Source organism: Streptomyces profundus, assembly GCF_020740535.1.
GTDB lineage: Bacteria > Actinomycetota > Actinomycetes > Streptomycetales > Streptomycetaceae > Streptomyces > Streptomyces profundus.
Genome location: NZ_CP082362.1, coordinates 7143504 through 7159603, shown reverse-complemented (window position 1 = coordinate 7159603; position 16100 = coordinate 7143504). Strand labels below are relative to the sequence as shown.

Genomic DNA, 16100 nt, shown 5'->3' with positions numbered 1-16100 from the left:
GTCAGGCCAGGCGGCGGGGGGTGAAGGGCGCCGCCGCCTCGGGCGGGGCGGTGTCGGTGAGGTGGGCGACGACGGCCGCGGCGGTGACGGGGGCCAGTTGGACGCCCATCCGGAAGTGGCCGGCGGCCAGATACACGTCGGGCACGGCGGTGGGCCCGATGAGCGGCAGGTCGTCGGGCGAGCCGGGCCGCAGCCCGGCGCTGACCTCGGCGAAGCGGAGGGCCCCGACGCCGGGGATGACCTCGGCGGCCCGGGTCAGCAGGCTCCGCGTGGCGTCGGCGGTGACGGTCTCGTCGTAGCCGCGCTCCTGGTAGGTGGCGCCGACGACGAGCTCCCCGTCGAGGCGGGGCACCAGATAGAGGGAGGAGCCCCGGACGAGGGCGCGGGCGGTGACGTCGAGGAGCGGCGGGTCGGAGTGCAGGCGCAGGATCTCGCCCTTGACCGGGCGGATCTCGGGCACCGCGCCGGCGGGCAGCCCGGCGATCCGGTGGGTCCAGCAGCCGGCGGCCAACACCAGCCGGTCGAAGGGGACTCGGCTGGTGTCGTCGAGGACGACGGCGTGGTCGTCGACCCGGGCCACGGCCCGGTGGAGCACGGTGCCGCCCAGCGCCTCAACGGCGGTGAGCAGCGCCGAGGTGAGGGCCCGGGGGTCGACGGCGCCCTCGTCCGGCGAGAAGAGGCCGCCGACGGTGGGGGCGAACGCGGGTTGCAGCTTGGCGCAGTCCTCGGGCGAGAGGCGTTCGGTGCGGATGCCGTGGGCCTCCTGGAACGCCCGCTGCCGCGCGAGGGCGCGCAGCCCCTCCTCGTCGAAGGCGGCGTCGAGCACCCCGTCGCGCCGGAAGCCGGCGGGGGCGAACTCCTCCAACGCGGCGACGAAGGACGGGTAGCGGGCTCGGGAGTCCAGGCAGAGACGCAGTAACTCCGGCTGGTCGTAGAGCTGTTCGTTGACGGCCGGCAGCATGCCGGCGGAGACGTGGGACGCCTTGCTGGCCGGGGCCGGGTCGAGCACCGTGACGGTGAGCCCCCGGCGGAGCGCCTCCCAGGCGGTGGCCAGGCCGATGACGCCCGCACCCACGACGACGGTGTTCATCGTGCACTCTCCCTGACGAGTCGGCGCAGATGGGCGGCGAGCCCGGCGGGCGTCGGATGGTCGAACGCGAGGGTGGCGGGGAGCCGGCTGCCGACGCCGGCGGAGAGCCGGCGGCTGAGTTCGAGGTTGCCGATGGAGTCCAGGCCGACCGAGCCGAACTCCCGGTCGGGGACGACGTCTTCCGGTCCGTCGAAGCCGAGCACGGCGGCGACCGCGGTGCGGACGAACTCCAGGACGGCCGCCTCGTGTTCGGCCTCGGGCAGTTCGGCGAGCCGGCCGCGCAGCGTGTCGGTCGCGGTGGGCGGTCCCGGGCGGGCCGGCGCCAGCTCGGCCAGCACCGGCGGCACCTCGCCGGTGAGACGGGCCTCGTTCAGCCGGACGGGGGCGAGGAGCGCCTCGTCGGTGGCGAACGCGGCGTCGAGGAGTGCCAGGCCCTGCTCGGGGGCGAGCGGCGCGAGTCCTGAGCGGCCGATGCGGGCGAGGTCGGAGGCGGAGAGCGCGGCGCCCATGCCGTCGTCGCCCTCCCACAGGCCCCAGGCCAGGGAGACCCCGTGCAGCCCGAGGGTGCGGCGGTGGTGCGCGAGCGCGTCCAACACGGCGTTGGCCGCCGCGTAGTTGGCCTGCCCCTGGTTGCCGATCAGCCCGGCCACCGAGGAGAACACGACGAACGCGCAAGCGGGGTCGGAGATCAGCTCGTGCAGATGGAGCGCGGCGTCGACCTTGGGGCGGAGCACCTTGTCCAGCCGGCCGGGCGTCAACGTCTCCACGGCCGCGTCGGCGAGCGTGCCGGCGGCGTGGATGACGGCGGACGGCGCGGGGAGGTCGGCGAGGGCCCTCTCCAGGGCGGTCCGGTCCGCCACGTCGCAGGCGACGAGGGAGACCCGGGCGCCCGACGCGGTGAGTTCGGCGCTGAGTTCGGTGGCGCCAGGGGCTTGGGGGCCGCGCCGGCTGAGCAGCACCAGGTGCTCGACGTCATGCGCGGTGACCAGGTGCCGGGCGACCAGCCGGCCGAGGGCGCCGGTGCCGCCGGTGAGCAGGACGGTGCCGGTGAGCGCGGGGCGTTTGGCCGGCGGCTGGCTGCGGGCCAGCCGCGGCCGGAGCAACGCACCCCGTCGCACGGCGAGTTGGGGCTCGCCGCTGGCCACGGCTGCGGCGAGGGAGCGTTCGGCGTCCTCGGGGTCGTCGATGTCGACCAGGACGAAGCGGCCCGGGTGTTCGGCCTGGGCGCTGCGGAGCAGGCCCCAGACGGCGGCGCCCGACACGTCGGAGAGGGGGTCGTCGGCGCGGGTGGCGACGGCGCCGCTGGAGACCAGGACGAGCCGGGCCGTGGCGAGGCGGTCGTCGGCGAGCCACTCCTGCACCAGCATCAGGGCGCGTTGGGCCACCGCCTGGGCGGCCGAGTCCTGATCCGTGCAGGACACGACGAACACGTCGGGCACGGGGGCCTTGGCGCGGAGCGCGGCGTCGAGGGCGCGCAGCGAGGGGAAGGAGTCGAAGGGCCGGGGCATGGCCTTCAGCGCGCCGGTCAGGCCGATGTGGTCGGTGCCGAGGAACGCCCAGCGCCGCTGGTCGGCGCCGGCCGCCGGCTGTTCGACGGGCTTCCAGCGGACGCGCAGCAGCTGGGTGCGGCGGACGGCGGCGTCGAGCTGGTCGGCGGTGACGGGCCGGCGGACCAGGCTGGCGACGGTGGCGACGGGGTCGCCGTCCTGGCCGGTGAGGGCGAGGGAGACGACCCCGTCGTCGCCCGGCACGGTGTGGACGTTGACGGCGCGGGCGCCGGCCCGGTGCAGGCGCACCCCGCGCAGCGCGAAGGGCAGGAAGGTGCTGCTCTCGCTGTCCAGGCCCGGGACCAGCGCGGACTGGAGCGCCGCGTCGAAGAGCGCCGGGTGCAGGTGGTATTCGCCGTCGCCGCCGCGCTGGCCGTCCAGCTCGGCCTCGGCGTAGACCTCGTCGCCGTGCGACCAGACGGCGCGCAGGCCCCGGAAGGCGGGGCCGTAGCGCAGGCCGCGATCGGCGAGCCGGCGGTAGATGTGGTCGATGTCGACCCGCTGGACGTCCTCGGGCTGGCCTGACCTTTCCGTGTTGCTCATCGTCGCTTCCTCCGCTGCGCCCGGTGGTCAGTTCGTCGGCGGGTTGGTGATGGCGGCGGCGATCTCCCCGGTGCTCTCGCCGCCGTGCTCGTCCCAGTAGCGGCACAGGGTCCGCAGGATGATCAGGGGGTCGCGCAGGTCGTTGCCGTCCCACTCGGCGATGTCGACGATCTCGATCTCGCCCCGGAAGTGGCGGCCCCGCATGGCGCTGCGGAAGCTGCTGCGGAAGTCGGTGATGAACACGTCGGCGAGCTGCCTGGTCCAGAACTGGTCGAGCGTCCAGTGGGAGAAGGGCGCGACGAGCGACTCCTTCACGGACTTGGCCATCAGGTAGTAGGCCATCTGGTTGAAGCAGATGTTGAACTCGACGGAGTTGAAGTGCCCGGTGTCGTCGATATAGCAGGACTCGGGGATCAGGAACGTGCAGGCGGCGCCGAGACGTCCGCCGTCGCGTGGGTCGCCCTTGGCGGTGACCGTGGCCGAGGTGAGGTACTCGCACCGCTTGGCCCGGTAGGGGGTCAGCACCCGGTGCAGCAGTTCCTCGTCGGTGGTGTGGACGCGTTCTCCGGTGTCGTCGAGCAGCTGGGTCATGTGGGTTCTCCCGATCGTTGCGCGGTGCGGAGGAGTTCGGCCAGGCTCATGCCCTGGATCTCGGCGGCGCGGTCCGCCCCGTCGTCGGCCGTCTCCTGGGCGGGCTCGGGCTCTTCGGCCGCCAGTTCGTCCAGCAGGTGGCGGGCGAGGGCGAGCGCCGTGGGGTGGTCGAAGACGAGGGTGGCCGGCAGGCGTTCGCCGACGGTCTCGCTGAGGGCGTTGCGGAAGCGGACGGCGGCGAGCGAGTCGAAGCCCATGTCGCGGAACGACCGTTCGGCGTCGACCTCGTCGGCGCCGGCGAAGCCGAGGGTGGCGGCGGCCTGGGTGCGGACGATGTCGAGCAGGGCGGCCTCGCGGCGGGCCGGCGAGAGCCCGGCGAGCCGTTCGCCGAGGCTCTCGGCGGGTTCCTGGGTGGCGGTGGCCTGGTCGGCGGCGCGGCGGGCGGGCCCTCGCACCAGATCGCGCAGCGGATAGGGCACGTCCGCGCGGCGCTGTCCGGTCAGGTCGAGCCGGATCGGGGCGAGGAACGCGCGGTCGCTGGCGCCGGCCGCGTCCAGCAGCGCCAGGCCCTCGGCGGAGGCGATGGGCAGCACTCCGTCGCGCCGCATGCCGGCGATGTCGGCGGCGGCGAGCGCGCCCGTCATGCCGCTGGCCTCGGCCCATAGGCCCCAGGCGAGGGACTGGGCGGCGAGCCCGTGGGCGCGGCGGTGCGCGGCGAGGCCGTCGAGGAAGGTGTTGGCGGCGGCGTAGTTGCCCTGGCCCGCACCGCCGGTGACGCCGGCGGCCGAGGAGAACAGCACGAAGGCGGAGAGGTCCTGGTCCGCGGTGAGCTGGTGCAGGTTCAGCGCCGCGTCGACCTTGGGCCGCAGCACGGTGGCCAGCCGCCCCTGGGTGAGCGAGGTGATGGTCGCGTCGTCGAGGACGCCCGCGGTGTGCACGACGCCGGCGAGGGTGCGGCCGGCGAGGGTGGCGGCCAGCGCGGCGCGGTCGGCGGCGTCGCAGGCGACCACCTCGACGCGGGCGCCCAGCGCCGTGAGTTCGGCGGCCAGTTCGGCGGCTCCCGGCGCCTGGGGGCCACGACGGCTGGTGAGCAGCAGATCGGTGACGCCGTGCGCGGTGACGAGATGGCGGGCGACCAGCGCGCCCAGGGTGCCGGTGCCGCCGGTGATCAGCACGGTGCCGGGCCGCTCCCCGAAGACGGTGGCGGGGCTGCCGCCGGCGTCGGCGGCCCGGACGAGGCGCGGGCGGTGCGGGACGCCGGCGCGGAGCGCGAGCTGGGGTTCGCCGGTGGCGAGGGCCGGGCCGAGATCGGGTTCGGCGGGGTCGTCGTCGGCGGGATCGAGGTCGATCAGCACGACACGTCCCGGGTGTTCCGTCTGGGCGCTGCGGACCAGCCCCCAGACGGCGGCGCCGGCCAGGTCGACGACGTCCTCGCCGGCGACGGAGACGGCGCCCCTGGTGACGACGGCGAGCGTGGTGTCGTCGTCGGGCCCCTCGGTCAGCCAGTCGGCCAGCCGGGCCAGCACGGAGGCGGTCGTGGCGTGCACCGCCTCCGCTGTGGTGCCGGCCGGGGGGCGGTGCGTCACGGCGGGGCGGGCGGGGCCCTGCGGGCTCGCCGGGGTCCAGACCAGTTCGAACAGGTCGTCACTGCCGGAAACGGGGGGCTGGCCCTCGTCGACCGGCCGCAGGACGAGGGAGTCGACGGTGGCGACGGGCCGGCCGGCGGGATCGGTGAGGCGCAGCGTGTACGCGTCCTCGCCGAGGCGGGTCATCGTCAGCCGGAGCTCGGCGGAGCCCGAGGCGTGCAGGTCGATCCCCGTCCAGGCGAACGGGAGGGTGACCCGTTCGGGGTCGGTGGCCAGCAGGGCGGTGGCGTGTAGCGCGGCGTCGAGCGCGGCCGGGTGCAGGCCGAACGCGGCGGCGTCGGCGGCGACCGGCTCGGGCAGCGCGATCTCGGCGTGGACGGAGTCGGCGGACCGCCAGGCGGCGCGCAGCCCCTGGAAGGCCGGCCCGTAGCGCAGGCGTTGCTCGGCTGACGGCGTGTAGAGGCCGGTGAGGTCCACGGGGTGGGCGTCGGCGGGGGGCCAGGGCGTGGGGGACGGCACCGGGTCGGGTCCCGCGTCGCCGATGGTGCCGTGGGCGTGCCGGGTCCAGGGGATGTCGGGCGCGGCACCCTCCGGCCTTGAGTGGATCGAGACGCCGGTCAGCTCGGCGTCCACCACGGCCTGGATGGCGACGCCGCCGCGTTCGGGGAGGACGAGCGGCGCCTCAAGTGTGAGCTCGGTGACCCGGCCCCGGCCGACCTCGTCGCCCGCGCGGACGGCCAGCTCCACGAAGCCGCTGCCGGGGAAGAGCGCGGCGCCGTCGACGCGGTGGTCGGCGAGCCAGCGCTGGGCGGCCAGCGACAGCCGGCCGGTGAGCAGCACGCCGCCGGCGCCGGCGAGAGGCACGGCCGAGCCGAGCAGCGGGTGGTCCGTCGGCAGCTGGCCGAAGTCCACCGCGTCACCGGCGCGTTCGGTGACGTCCAGCCAGTAGCGGCGGCGCTGGAACGGGTAGGTCGGCAGGTCGACGCGGCGGGCGCCGGCTCCTTCGAAGACCCCGGCCCAGTCGACGCCGGCGCCCCGCACCCACGCCTCGGCGAGCGCGGTGAGGAACTGGCGGGGGCCGCCCGCGTCGCGGCGCAGGGTGGCGACCAGCTGGGCGGCGACCCCGGCGGACTCGGCGGTCTCGCCGAGCCCGGCGAGCAGCCCGGGGTGCGGGCTGGCCTCGATGAAGATCTCGAACCCGTCGGCGAGCAGCGCCCTGCTGGTCTCCTCGAATCTGACGGGCTGCCGCAGGTTGGCGTACCAGTAGCCGGCGTCCAGGCCGGCGGTGTCCAGCGGCCCGGCGGTGACGGTGGAGTAGAAGGGGACGGTCGCGGTGCGGGGCGTCAGCTCGCCCAGCTCGGCCAGGAGCCGTTCGCGTATCTCCTCGACGAAGACCGAGTGGGAGGCGTAGTCCACGGGGATGCGGCGGGCCTGGACGCCGTCGCCTTCCAGGCGGGCCCGCAGGGCGTCGACGGCCGCCGGGTCGCCGCACACCACGACGGAGGAGGGGCCGTTGACGACGGCCAGTTGGAGGCCGAACGCGTCGAGGTGTGGGGTGACGGCGTCGGCTGAGAGCGCGACGGACAGCATGGCGCCGCGCCCGGCGAGGTCCTGCCGGATGACGCGGCTGCGCAGTGCGACGACGCGGGCGCCGTCCTCCAGGGACAGGGCGCCGGCGACGCAGGCGGCGGCGATCTCGCCCTGCGAGTGGCCGACGACGGCGGCCGGTTCGACGCCGGCTGCGCGCCAGGTCTCGGCCAGCGAGACCAGCACGGCCCAGAGCACGGGCTGCACCACGTCGACGGCGTCCAGCGGCGGCGCGCCGGGGGCGGCGCGCAGCACCTCGACGAGGTCCCAGGAGACATACGGTTCCAGGGCCTTGGCGCACTCGCCGATCCGGGTGGCGAACGCCGGCGAGTGGTCCAGCAGTTCGAGGCCCATGCCGGCCCACTGGGAGCCCTGCCCCGGGAAGAGGAGGACGGCCCTGGGGTCGCCACGCCGCGCGCCGCGCACCACGTTGCCCGGGGTGGCGCCCGCGGCCAGCGCGTCGAGCCCGGCGAGCAGCCCGGCGCGGTCGGCGTCGACGATCACGGCGCGGTGTTCCAGCGCGGCGCGCCCGCCGGCGAGGGAGGCGGCGACATCGAGTTCGTCCGGCTCGTCGTGGTCGCGCAGCTGGGTGGCGAGGAGCGTGGCCTGGGCGCGCAGCGCCTCGGGGGTGGCGGCCGAGACGGTCAGCGGCAGGATCGGCGGCCGGGCGCCCCGTGGTTCACGGGGGCCCGCGGGCGGGGCCTCCTCGACGATCACATGGGCGTTGGTGCCGCTGACGCCGAACGAGGAGACCCCGGCGCGGCGCGGGTGACCGTTCGGGGACCAGTCCCTCGGCTCGGTGAGGAGCTCGACGGCGCCCTCGGTCCAGTCGATGTGCGGGGACGGCGTGGCGGCGTGCAGGGTGGCGGGGAGCACGCCGTGCCGCAGGGCCTGCACCATCTTGATCACGCCGGCGACGCCGGCGGCTGCCTGGGTGTGCCCGAGGTTGGACTTGATCGAGCCGAGCCACAGCGGGTCGCCGTCCGCCCGGTCCTGACCGTAGGTGGCCATCAGCGCCTGGGCCTCGATCGGGTCGCCGAGGGTGGTGCCGGTGCCATGGCCCTCGACGGCGTCGACGTCGGCGGTGGTGAGCCCGGCCTGGGCCAACGCCTGCCGGATGACGCGCTGTTGGGCGGGCCCGTTGGGGGCGGCCATCCCGTTGGACGCGCCGTCCTGGTTGACGGCCGAGCCGCGCACCACGGCGAGCACCGGATGGCCGGCGCGGCGCGCGTCGGAGAGGCGTTCCAGCAACAGCAGCCCGGCGCCCTCGGCCCAGCCGGTGCCGTCGGCCGAGGCCCCGTACGCCTTGCAGCGGCCGTCGGCGGCGAGGCCGCGTTGCAGGCTCATGCCGACGAAGGTCTCCGGGGTGGCCATCACGGTGACGCCGCCAGCCAGCGCCAGGGAGCACTCGCCCTGGCGCAGGGACCGCATCGCCCAGTGCAGCGCGACCAGGGAGGAGGAGCAGGCGGTGTCGAGGGTGATCGCCGGACCTTCGAGGCCGAGGGTGTAGGCGATGCGGCCCGAGGCGACGCTGCCGAGGGTGCCGGCGGCGGTGAAGCCGGCGAGGTCCTCGGAGACGGTGCCCGAGCGCGGCGCCCAGTCGTGGTACATCACGCCGGCGAAGACGCCGGTGGGGCTGCCCTTCAGCGAGGTCGGGTCGATCCCGCCGCGTTCGACGGCCTCCCAGGCGACTTCGAGGAGGAGGCGCTGCTGGGGGTCCATCGCCTGGGCCTCCAGCGGGCTGATGCCGAAGAAGGCGGGGTCGAACGCGGCGGCGTCGTGGAGGAACCCGCCGTCGCGGGTGTAGGTGCGGCCCTGCCGGCCGGGTTCGGGGTCGTAGATCTCCTCGGTGTGCCAGCCCCGGTCCTCGGGGAACGGGCCGATCGCGTCGGTGCCCTCGGCGACCAGCCGCCACAGGTCCTCGGGGGAGCTCACCCCGCCGGGGTAGCGGCAGGCCATCGCGACGATGGCGATGGGTTCGTCGGTCGTCGCCCGGGCCGCCGTCCTGGTTCTCGCGGCGGTCGGCTCGGGCTGGTCGCCGGCCTTGGCGAGGACATGGGCGGCGAGGGCCCGGGGCGTCGGATGGTCGAAGATCAGGGTGGAGGTGAGCCGGAGTCCGGTGGCCGAGCTGAGCGCGTTGCGCAGTTCGACGGCGGCGAGGGAGTCGAAGCCCAGCTCGGTGAACGCGCGGTCGGGATCGATCGCGGTGGCCTGGTCGTGGCCGAGGACGGTGGCGATCCTGGCGCGGACCAGGTCCAGGACGGTGCGGGCGCGTTCGGCCTCGGGCTTCCCGGCGAGGCGGGCGGCGAGCCCGCCGTCGGCGCCGGCCGGCGTGGTGGCCGCGGCCTGCCGGCGGGCGCGGGCGCGGACCAGGCCGCGCAGCAGCGGCGGCACCCCTTCGGGGCGGGCGCGGAGCGCGACCGGGTCCAGGCCCAGCGGCACCAGCACGGGCGTTTCGGTGGCGAGGGCCTGGTCGAGGAGGGCGAGGTTGTCCTGGGCGCTGAGGGCGGGCAGTCCGGAGCGTTCGGCGCGGCGGAGCGTCACCTCGTCGAGGCGGGCCCCCATGCCGGCGTCGCCGGCCCACAGGTTCCAGGCCAGCGAGGTCGCCGGCAGGCCCTGGGCGGCGCGGTGTTCGGCGAGCGCGTCGAGGAAGGCGTTGGCCGCCGCGTAGTTGCCCTGGCCAGCCGACTCCAGGGTGCTGGCGGCCGAGGAGAACAACACAAAGGCGGCCAGGGGCAGTTCGCTGGTCAGCTCGTGCAACTGCCAGGCGCCGGCCGCCTTGCCGTGGAAGACGGCGTCGAGCTGGGCGGGGGTGAGTGTCTCGATGAGCCCGTCGTCGATGACGCCGGCGGCGTGCACCACGGCGGTCAGCGGATGCGCGGCGGGGATGGCCGCCAGCAGCGCGGCGAGGGCGTCGCGGTCGGCGATGTCGCAGGCGGCGACGGTGGGCTCGGCGCCCGAAGCGGCCAGCTCCGCCGCCAGTTCGGCGGCGCCTGGCGCGTTCGGGCCGCTTCGGCTGGTGAGCAGCGGCCTGCGCACGCCGTGCCGGGTCACCAGGTGGCGGGCGACGAGCGCGCCGAGGCCGCCGGTGCCGCCGGTGATCAGCACCGTGCCGTCCGGGTCCCAGGGGGCCGGCCCTGGCTCGTCGGGCTTCGGCGCCCTGACCAGCCGAGGGACCGTCACCGTACCGTCGCGCAGGGCCAGTTGTGGTTCGCCGGTGGCGAGCGCGGCGCGGAGTTCGCCCTCCGGCACGTCGCGGTCGGTGTCGACGAGGACGAAGCGGCCCGGGTGTTCGGCCTGCGCGGCGCGCACCAACGCCCAGGTGGGCGCGAGCACCGGGTCGCCGGTCGCCCCGCGGGTGACGATCGCCAGCCCGCTGTCCGCGCGCAGCGCGCCCCGCAGCAGGTCAAGGACGTGTCGGGTGGCGGCCAGCGCGGCCTCGGGCGGGCTGCCGGGGAAGGTCAGAGGCAGGTGCGCCAGGGGGATCGGGTCCCCGGGGAGGTCGGCGCGCGGCGGGGTGCGGGGCGCGGTCCACTCGACGCGCAGCAGAGCGCCGGCGGGCGCGCCGGGCGCCGGCACCGCGTTCGCGCCCAACGGCCGCTGCACCAGGGAGCGGACGGTGGCGACGGGCGCCCCGCCGGGGTCGGCCAGCCGGACGGAGACCGTGTCGGGGCCTGTCCGCACCACATGGGCGCGGACCTCGGTCGCTCCGGTGGCGTGCAGTTCGACGCCGAGCCAGGCGAAGGGGAGCCGGACCCCGCCGTCGTCCGTGGGCTCGTCGAAGGCGTGCAACGAGGCGTCCAGCAGCGCCGGATGGAGCCCGAAGCGGTCGGCCGCCCCCTCGTCCAGGGCGAGTTCGGCGAACACCTCGTCGCCCCGGCGCCAGGCGGCGCGGACCCGGCGGAACGCGGGCCCGTAGCCGTAGCCCTGTGCGGCCTGGCGGGCGTAGAGACCTTCGACGTCCAGCGGTTCGGCGCCGGGCGGCGGCCAGTCGGTGAACGGCTCCTGGGCTTCGGCGCCCTCGGTGGCCCCTTCGGCGCATTCCGCGTGTTCCGCGTGTTCGGCGAGGACGCCGCCGGCGTGCCGGGTCCAGGGCTGCCCGCCGCGTGCGGCGCGGGAGTGGATCTCCACGGGGCGGCGGCCGGCGGCGTCCAACGCGCCGACGACGACCTGGAGTTCGGCCTCGCCTTCCGGGGCGAGGGCGAGCGGCGTCTCCAGGGTGAGCTCGTCGAGCACCCCGTGCCCCGCCTCGTCGCCGGCGCGGATGGCGAGCTCGACGAGGGCGGTGCCGGGCAGCAGCACCGTTCCGGCGATCACATGGTCGGCGATCCAGGGCTGGGCGCGGACGGAGAGCCGGCCGGTCAGCACCAGCCCGTCGGCGCCGGCGAGGCTGACGGCGGTGTCCAGCAGCGGATGCGCGAGGCCGTCGGGCCGGCTCGACCCGCCGTCCAGCCAGTAGCGCCGGCGCTGGAACGGATAGGTGGGCAGCTCGATCCGGCGGGCGCCGCGCCCGGCGAAGAACCGGTCCCAGGCGACGGGCACCCCGTGCGCGTGGGCGACGCCGAGGGCGGTGACCAACTGGCGTTCCTCGCCGTGCCCTTCGCGCAGCAGCGCCGCGAACGCGATGCCGGAGCCCTCCGGCTCGTCGTCGGAGAGGGTGTCGCGGGCCATCGCGGACAGCACGGCGTCGGGGCCGAGTTCGAGGTAGGCGGTGGTGCCCTGGGCGGCCAGCCAGCGCACGCCGTCGGCGAACCGCACGGGTTCGCGGACATGCCGCACCCAGTGGTCGGCGTCGAAGGACTCGACGGCGCCGCCGGTCAGGTTGGACACCACGGGGATGCGCGGCGGGGCGTGGTCGAGGGTCTCGGCGACCTGGCGGAACGCGTCGAGCATCGGGTCCATCAGCGGTGAGTGGAAGGCGTGCGACACGCTCAACGCGCGGGTCCTGCGCCCCTGTTCGGCGAAGCGGGCGGCGACGGCGTCCACCGCGTCGGCCGCGCCGGTCAGGACGACCGCCCTGGGGCCGTTGACGGCGGCGAGCGCCACCTCGGCGGAGAGGTGCTCGGCGATCTCGTCCTCGGTGGCCTGGACGGCGACCATCGCGCCGCCGGCCGGCAGCTCCTGCATCAGCGTGCCCCGCGCGCCGACCAGCAGCGCGGCGTCGGCGAGGGTGAGGACGCCGGCGGCGTGCGCGGCGGCGATCTCGCCGACGGAGTGGCCGGCGAGCAGCGCCGGGGTGACGCCCCAGGACTCCAGGAGCCGGAAGAGCGCGGTCTCCACGGCGAAGAGCGCGGCCTGGGCATAGCGGGTCAGGTCGAGCAGGGCGGCTTCGGGGCTGCCGGGTTCGGCGAAGAGCACCTCGCCGAGCGGCACGTCGAGGTGGGGGTCGAGATGGTCGGCGGCCAGCTGGAGCGCCTGGGCGAACACCGGGAAGGCGCGGGCCAGTTCACGGCCCATGCCGGGGCGTTGGCTGCCCTGCCCGGTGAAGAGGAACGCGGTGCGGCCGGTGGCGCGCGCGGTTGCGGTGCGCAGCCCGGGGGCGTCCTCGCCGAGGGCGAGGGCGGTCAGCGCCCGCCGCAGCTCGGCGCGGTCGGCGGCGACGACGGTGGCCCGCTCGCGCAGCGCGGCGCGCCCGGTGGCGGCGGTGTAGGCGAGGTCGAGCGGCGCGGCGGTGTCGACGGTGGCCAGCAGGCGGCTCGCCCTGGCGCGGAGCGCGTCCCGCCCCTGGGCGGAGAGCACCAGGGGCAACGGCCGCTCCCGGCCTTCGGGTTCGGGGGTTCTCCTGGCCTCGGCCGGGGGCTCCTCGATGACGACGTGCGCGTTGGTGCCGCTGGCGCCGAAGGAGGAGATCCCGGCGCGGCGCGGGTGCCCGTTCGGGGACCATTCCCTCGGCTCGGTGAGGAGCCTGACGGTGCCGGCGGACCAGTCGACATGGGGGGTCGGCGCGTCGACGTGCAGGGTGCGCGGCAGGGTCGAGTGGCGCAGGGCCTGCACCATCTTGATGACGCCGGCGGCGCCGGCCGCCGCGCCGGTGTGTCCGATGTTGGACTTCACCGAGCCGAGCCAGAGCGGCGTCTCGGGCGAGCGCCCTTCGCCGTAGGCGGCGACGAGCGCGCCGCCCTCGACCGGGTCGCCGAGCGTGGTGCCCGTGCCATGCGCCTCGACGGCGTCGACATCGGTCGGCGTGAGCCGGGCATCGGCCAACGCCCGCCGGATGACGCGCTGTTGGGCGAGACCGTTGGGGGCGGTCAGCCCGTTGGACGCGCCGTCCTGGTTGATGGCGGTGCCCCGGATCACGGCGAGCACCGGGTGCCCGTCGCGCTGCGCGTCGGCGAGGCGGGCCAGCACGAACACGCCGGCGCCTTCGGCGAAGCTGGTGCCGTCGGCGCCGGCGGCGAACGCCTTGATCCGCCCGTCGGGGGCGAGTCCGCCCTGGCGGCTGAAGGTGGTGAAGGTGCCGGGGCTGGAGATGACGGTGACGCCGCCGGCCAGCGCGAGGCCGCACTCGCCGCCGCGCAGCGCGCGCACCGCCAGATGGAGGGCGGTGAGCGAGCCCGAGCAGGCGGTGTCGACGGTGAGCGTGGGGCCCTCAAGGCCGAGGGTGTAGGCGACCCGGCCCGAGACGACGCTGGGCAGGTTGCCGGCCATCAGATAGCCGTCGATGCCGTCGGGCGCCTCGTGGGTGCGGGGCCCGTACTCGTGTGGTTCGACGCCGATGAAGACGCCCGACGAGGTGCCGCGCAGCCGGTCGGGGTCGATGCCGGCGCGTTCCAGCGCCTCCCAGCAGGTCTCCAGCAGCACCCGCTGCTGCGGGTCCATGGCCAGGGCCTCCTTGGGACTGATCCCGAAGAAGTCGGCGTCGAAGTCGGCGGCGTCCGGCAGGAATCCGCCGCGCCGCACGGAGCTGGTGCCGGGCGCCCCCGGGTCAGGACCGTGCAGGCGGTCCAGGTCCCAGCCGCGGTCGGTGGGGAAGTCGCCGATGGTGTGGGTGCCGTCGGCCAGCAGCCGCCACAGGTCCTCGGGCGAGGTCACCCCGCCGGGGAAGCGGCAGCCGATGCCGACGATGGCGATGGGCTCCGTCCGACTCCCGGGCCCCCGCGCCTCGTCGGAGGCCCCGTCCGCCAACTCCACGGACGGCGCGCCCAGTTCGGCCGGCTCGCCCGGCTCGCCCGCGAGGTGGCGGGCGAGGGCGGCCGGCGTCGGATGGTCGAAGCCGACGGTGACGGGCAGCTCCACGCCCAGCTCGGCGGTGAGCCGCCGGTGCAGTTGCACCAGGCCCAGCGAGTCGAGACCGGCCGCCAGGAACGGGCGGTCGGCCTCGACGGGGGAACCGTCCTCGTACGCTTCGGGGTCGGTGGCGCGCAGCACGGCGGTGGCCTGCGCCAGCACCAGTTCCAGCATCGCTGCCCTGGACTGCTCGGTCATCTGCGGTACTCCGGAGGCGATAAGGAGGCGGGGGCACTCGGGCGTTGTCGGCGCTCAGGCGTTCGGGGTGCTCAGGCGGCGGGCGCGTCGAGGCCGGCGCCGGTGGCCAGCGCGGCGCGGTCGACCTTGCCGTTGACGGTCAGCGGGAACTCGTCCACCACATGGAGGCCCTGCGGGATCATGTAGGCGGGCAGCGCGGTGCGGCAGAACCCGATGAGTTCCTGGGTGTTGGGCTTGGTGCCGCCGGGCGCGAGGGTGACGAAGGCGTGCAGCTGAGGGTCACCGTCCGGGTGCGGCAGCGGCATCGCCACGGCGCCGGCGATATCGGGGAAGGCGCTGATCCGCCGCTCCACCTCACCCAACTCAACGCGGTTGCCTCGGAGTTGCACCTGGGAGTCGACGCGGCCACGGAAGTGGAGATCGCCGTCGGGGCCACGGGACGCCAGATCGCCGGTCTTGAGGACCAGCCGCCCCGATCGGGGGTCGAGCGGGTCGGGGACGAGGACGGCGGCGGTGGCGGCGGGGTCGCCCCAGTAGCCGGAGAAAAGGGAGGGGGTGCGCAGATGGATCTCGCCGATGACGCCAGGGTCGTCGACGGGCCGCCCGTCGGGTCCGATGAGGCTCATCTCGGCGCCGGCGACCGCCCGGCCGATGGAGAGGCGGGTGACGTCCGCCGGCAGCGGGTTGGGCACCTCCGTGATGGAGGCGGCCATCGACTCGGTCGCACCGTAGCCGTTGGTGAAACGGGTCTTGGGCAACAGTGCCTGGAGCGCGCGCAGCTCCTCCAGCGGGAAGTTCTCGCCCGAGAAGACGATGCGTCGTGGCAGGCCCGACTCGCCCCATTCGGCGAGGAGTTCGGGCTCGTGCCGCAGCACGGGGCGCCAGAGCGAGGGGACGCCGTCGACCTGGGTGGCGCCGGTCTCCCGCAGATACGCCAGGAAGCGGCGCGGCCAGCCGAGTTGGGTGCGTGGGACGGGGATCAGGGTGGCGCCGTGGCTGAGGGTGAACCCGATGTCGAAGAGCGCGAAGTCGAACTGGAGCGGCGAGGTGCCGGCGACCCGGTCGTCCTCGGTGATGAGCTCCTCGGCCTGGGCGCCGCGCAGAAAGGCGATGACGCCCCGGTGGCTCATGACGACGCCCTTGGGCCGTCCGGTGGTGCCCGAGGTGAAGACGATGTACGCCGTGTCGACGGGGGTCACGGTCGTGCGTCGGCGGACCCGGGGCTTCGGCGGGCGTTCCACGGTGAGTTCGCCGGTGGCGAAGCGGGCGGTGCCGACGGACTCGGGGATGCCGGCGCGCCGGCCCCGGGCTGCCTGGAGGTGGAGCGCGGGTTCGGCGCTGTCGATGATGGCCCGCAGCCGTTCGTCCGGGGTCTCCGGGCTGGTGGGGATGAAGGGCAACCCGAGGGTGGCGCAGGCCAGCAGCGCGGCCAGCGCGTCGGCGTCGGTGTCGGACTCCAGGACGACGCGGTCGCCGACCTCCAGGCCGAGCGCGTCGAGCTCCGCGACGTAGTGGTCGGCGCGTCGCTCCAGCTCGCCGTAGGTGACGGTCTCCAGGCCGCCGCCCTCGGCCGGCTGGATCACCGCCGGCCGCTCGGGCGCCCTTCGGGCGGCGGCCAGCAGATAGGTCCGCAGATTGTCCACGGAGGCATGTGCCCGGGCGGGACGCCCTCCATCGGTTCTCATAGGACTTTTGTAACAGGGCGCTTTTGCCGGCCACAAGAATCCTTGT

The 16100-nt window shown here is 75.6% G+C and carries 5 protein-coding genes; all 5 read right to left on the bottom strand.

Annotated features, from left to right (window positions below):
- Nucleotide 1 precedes the first annotated feature (1 nt).
- Nucleotides 2-1090: a glycine oxidase ThiO gene (gene thiO / locus K4G22_RS29885; protein WP_228083589.1), complete on the bottom strand. Its 1089-nt coding sequence runs from the start codon at nucleotides 1088-1090 to the stop codon at nucleotides 2-4.
- Nucleotides 1087-3180, bottom strand: a complete 2094-nt coding sequence (locus K4G22_RS29880) for a type I polyketide synthase (RefSeq protein ID WP_265590256.1) — start codon at nucleotides 3178-3180, stop codon at nucleotides 1087-1089. The genes thiO and K4G22_RS29880 overlap by 4 nt, the downstream gene beginning before the upstream one ends.
- 27 nt (nucleotides 3181-3207) lie before the next feature.
- Nucleotides 3208-3771 carry an FcoT family thioesterase gene (locus K4G22_RS29870; protein ID WP_228083588.1) on the bottom strand — a complete coding sequence of 188 codons (564 nt, stop codon included), beginning with the start codon at nucleotides 3769-3771 and terminating at the stop codon, nucleotides 3208-3210.
- Nucleotides 3768-14369 carry a type I polyketide synthase gene (locus tag K4G22_RS29865; RefSeq protein ID WP_228083587.1) on the bottom strand — a complete coding sequence of 3534 codons (10602 nt, stop codon included), beginning with the start codon at nucleotides 14367-14369 and terminating at the stop codon, nucleotides 3768-3770. The genes K4G22_RS29870 and K4G22_RS29865 overlap by 4 nt, the downstream gene beginning before the upstream one ends.
- A gap of 71 nt (nucleotides 14370-14440) precedes the next feature.
- Complete coding sequence (locus K4G22_RS29860; protein ID WP_228083586.1) at nucleotides 14441-16054, bottom strand: AMP-binding protein; 1614 nt, start codon at nucleotides 16052-16054, stop codon at nucleotides 14441-14443.
- Nucleotides 16055-16100 lie beyond the last annotated feature (46 nt).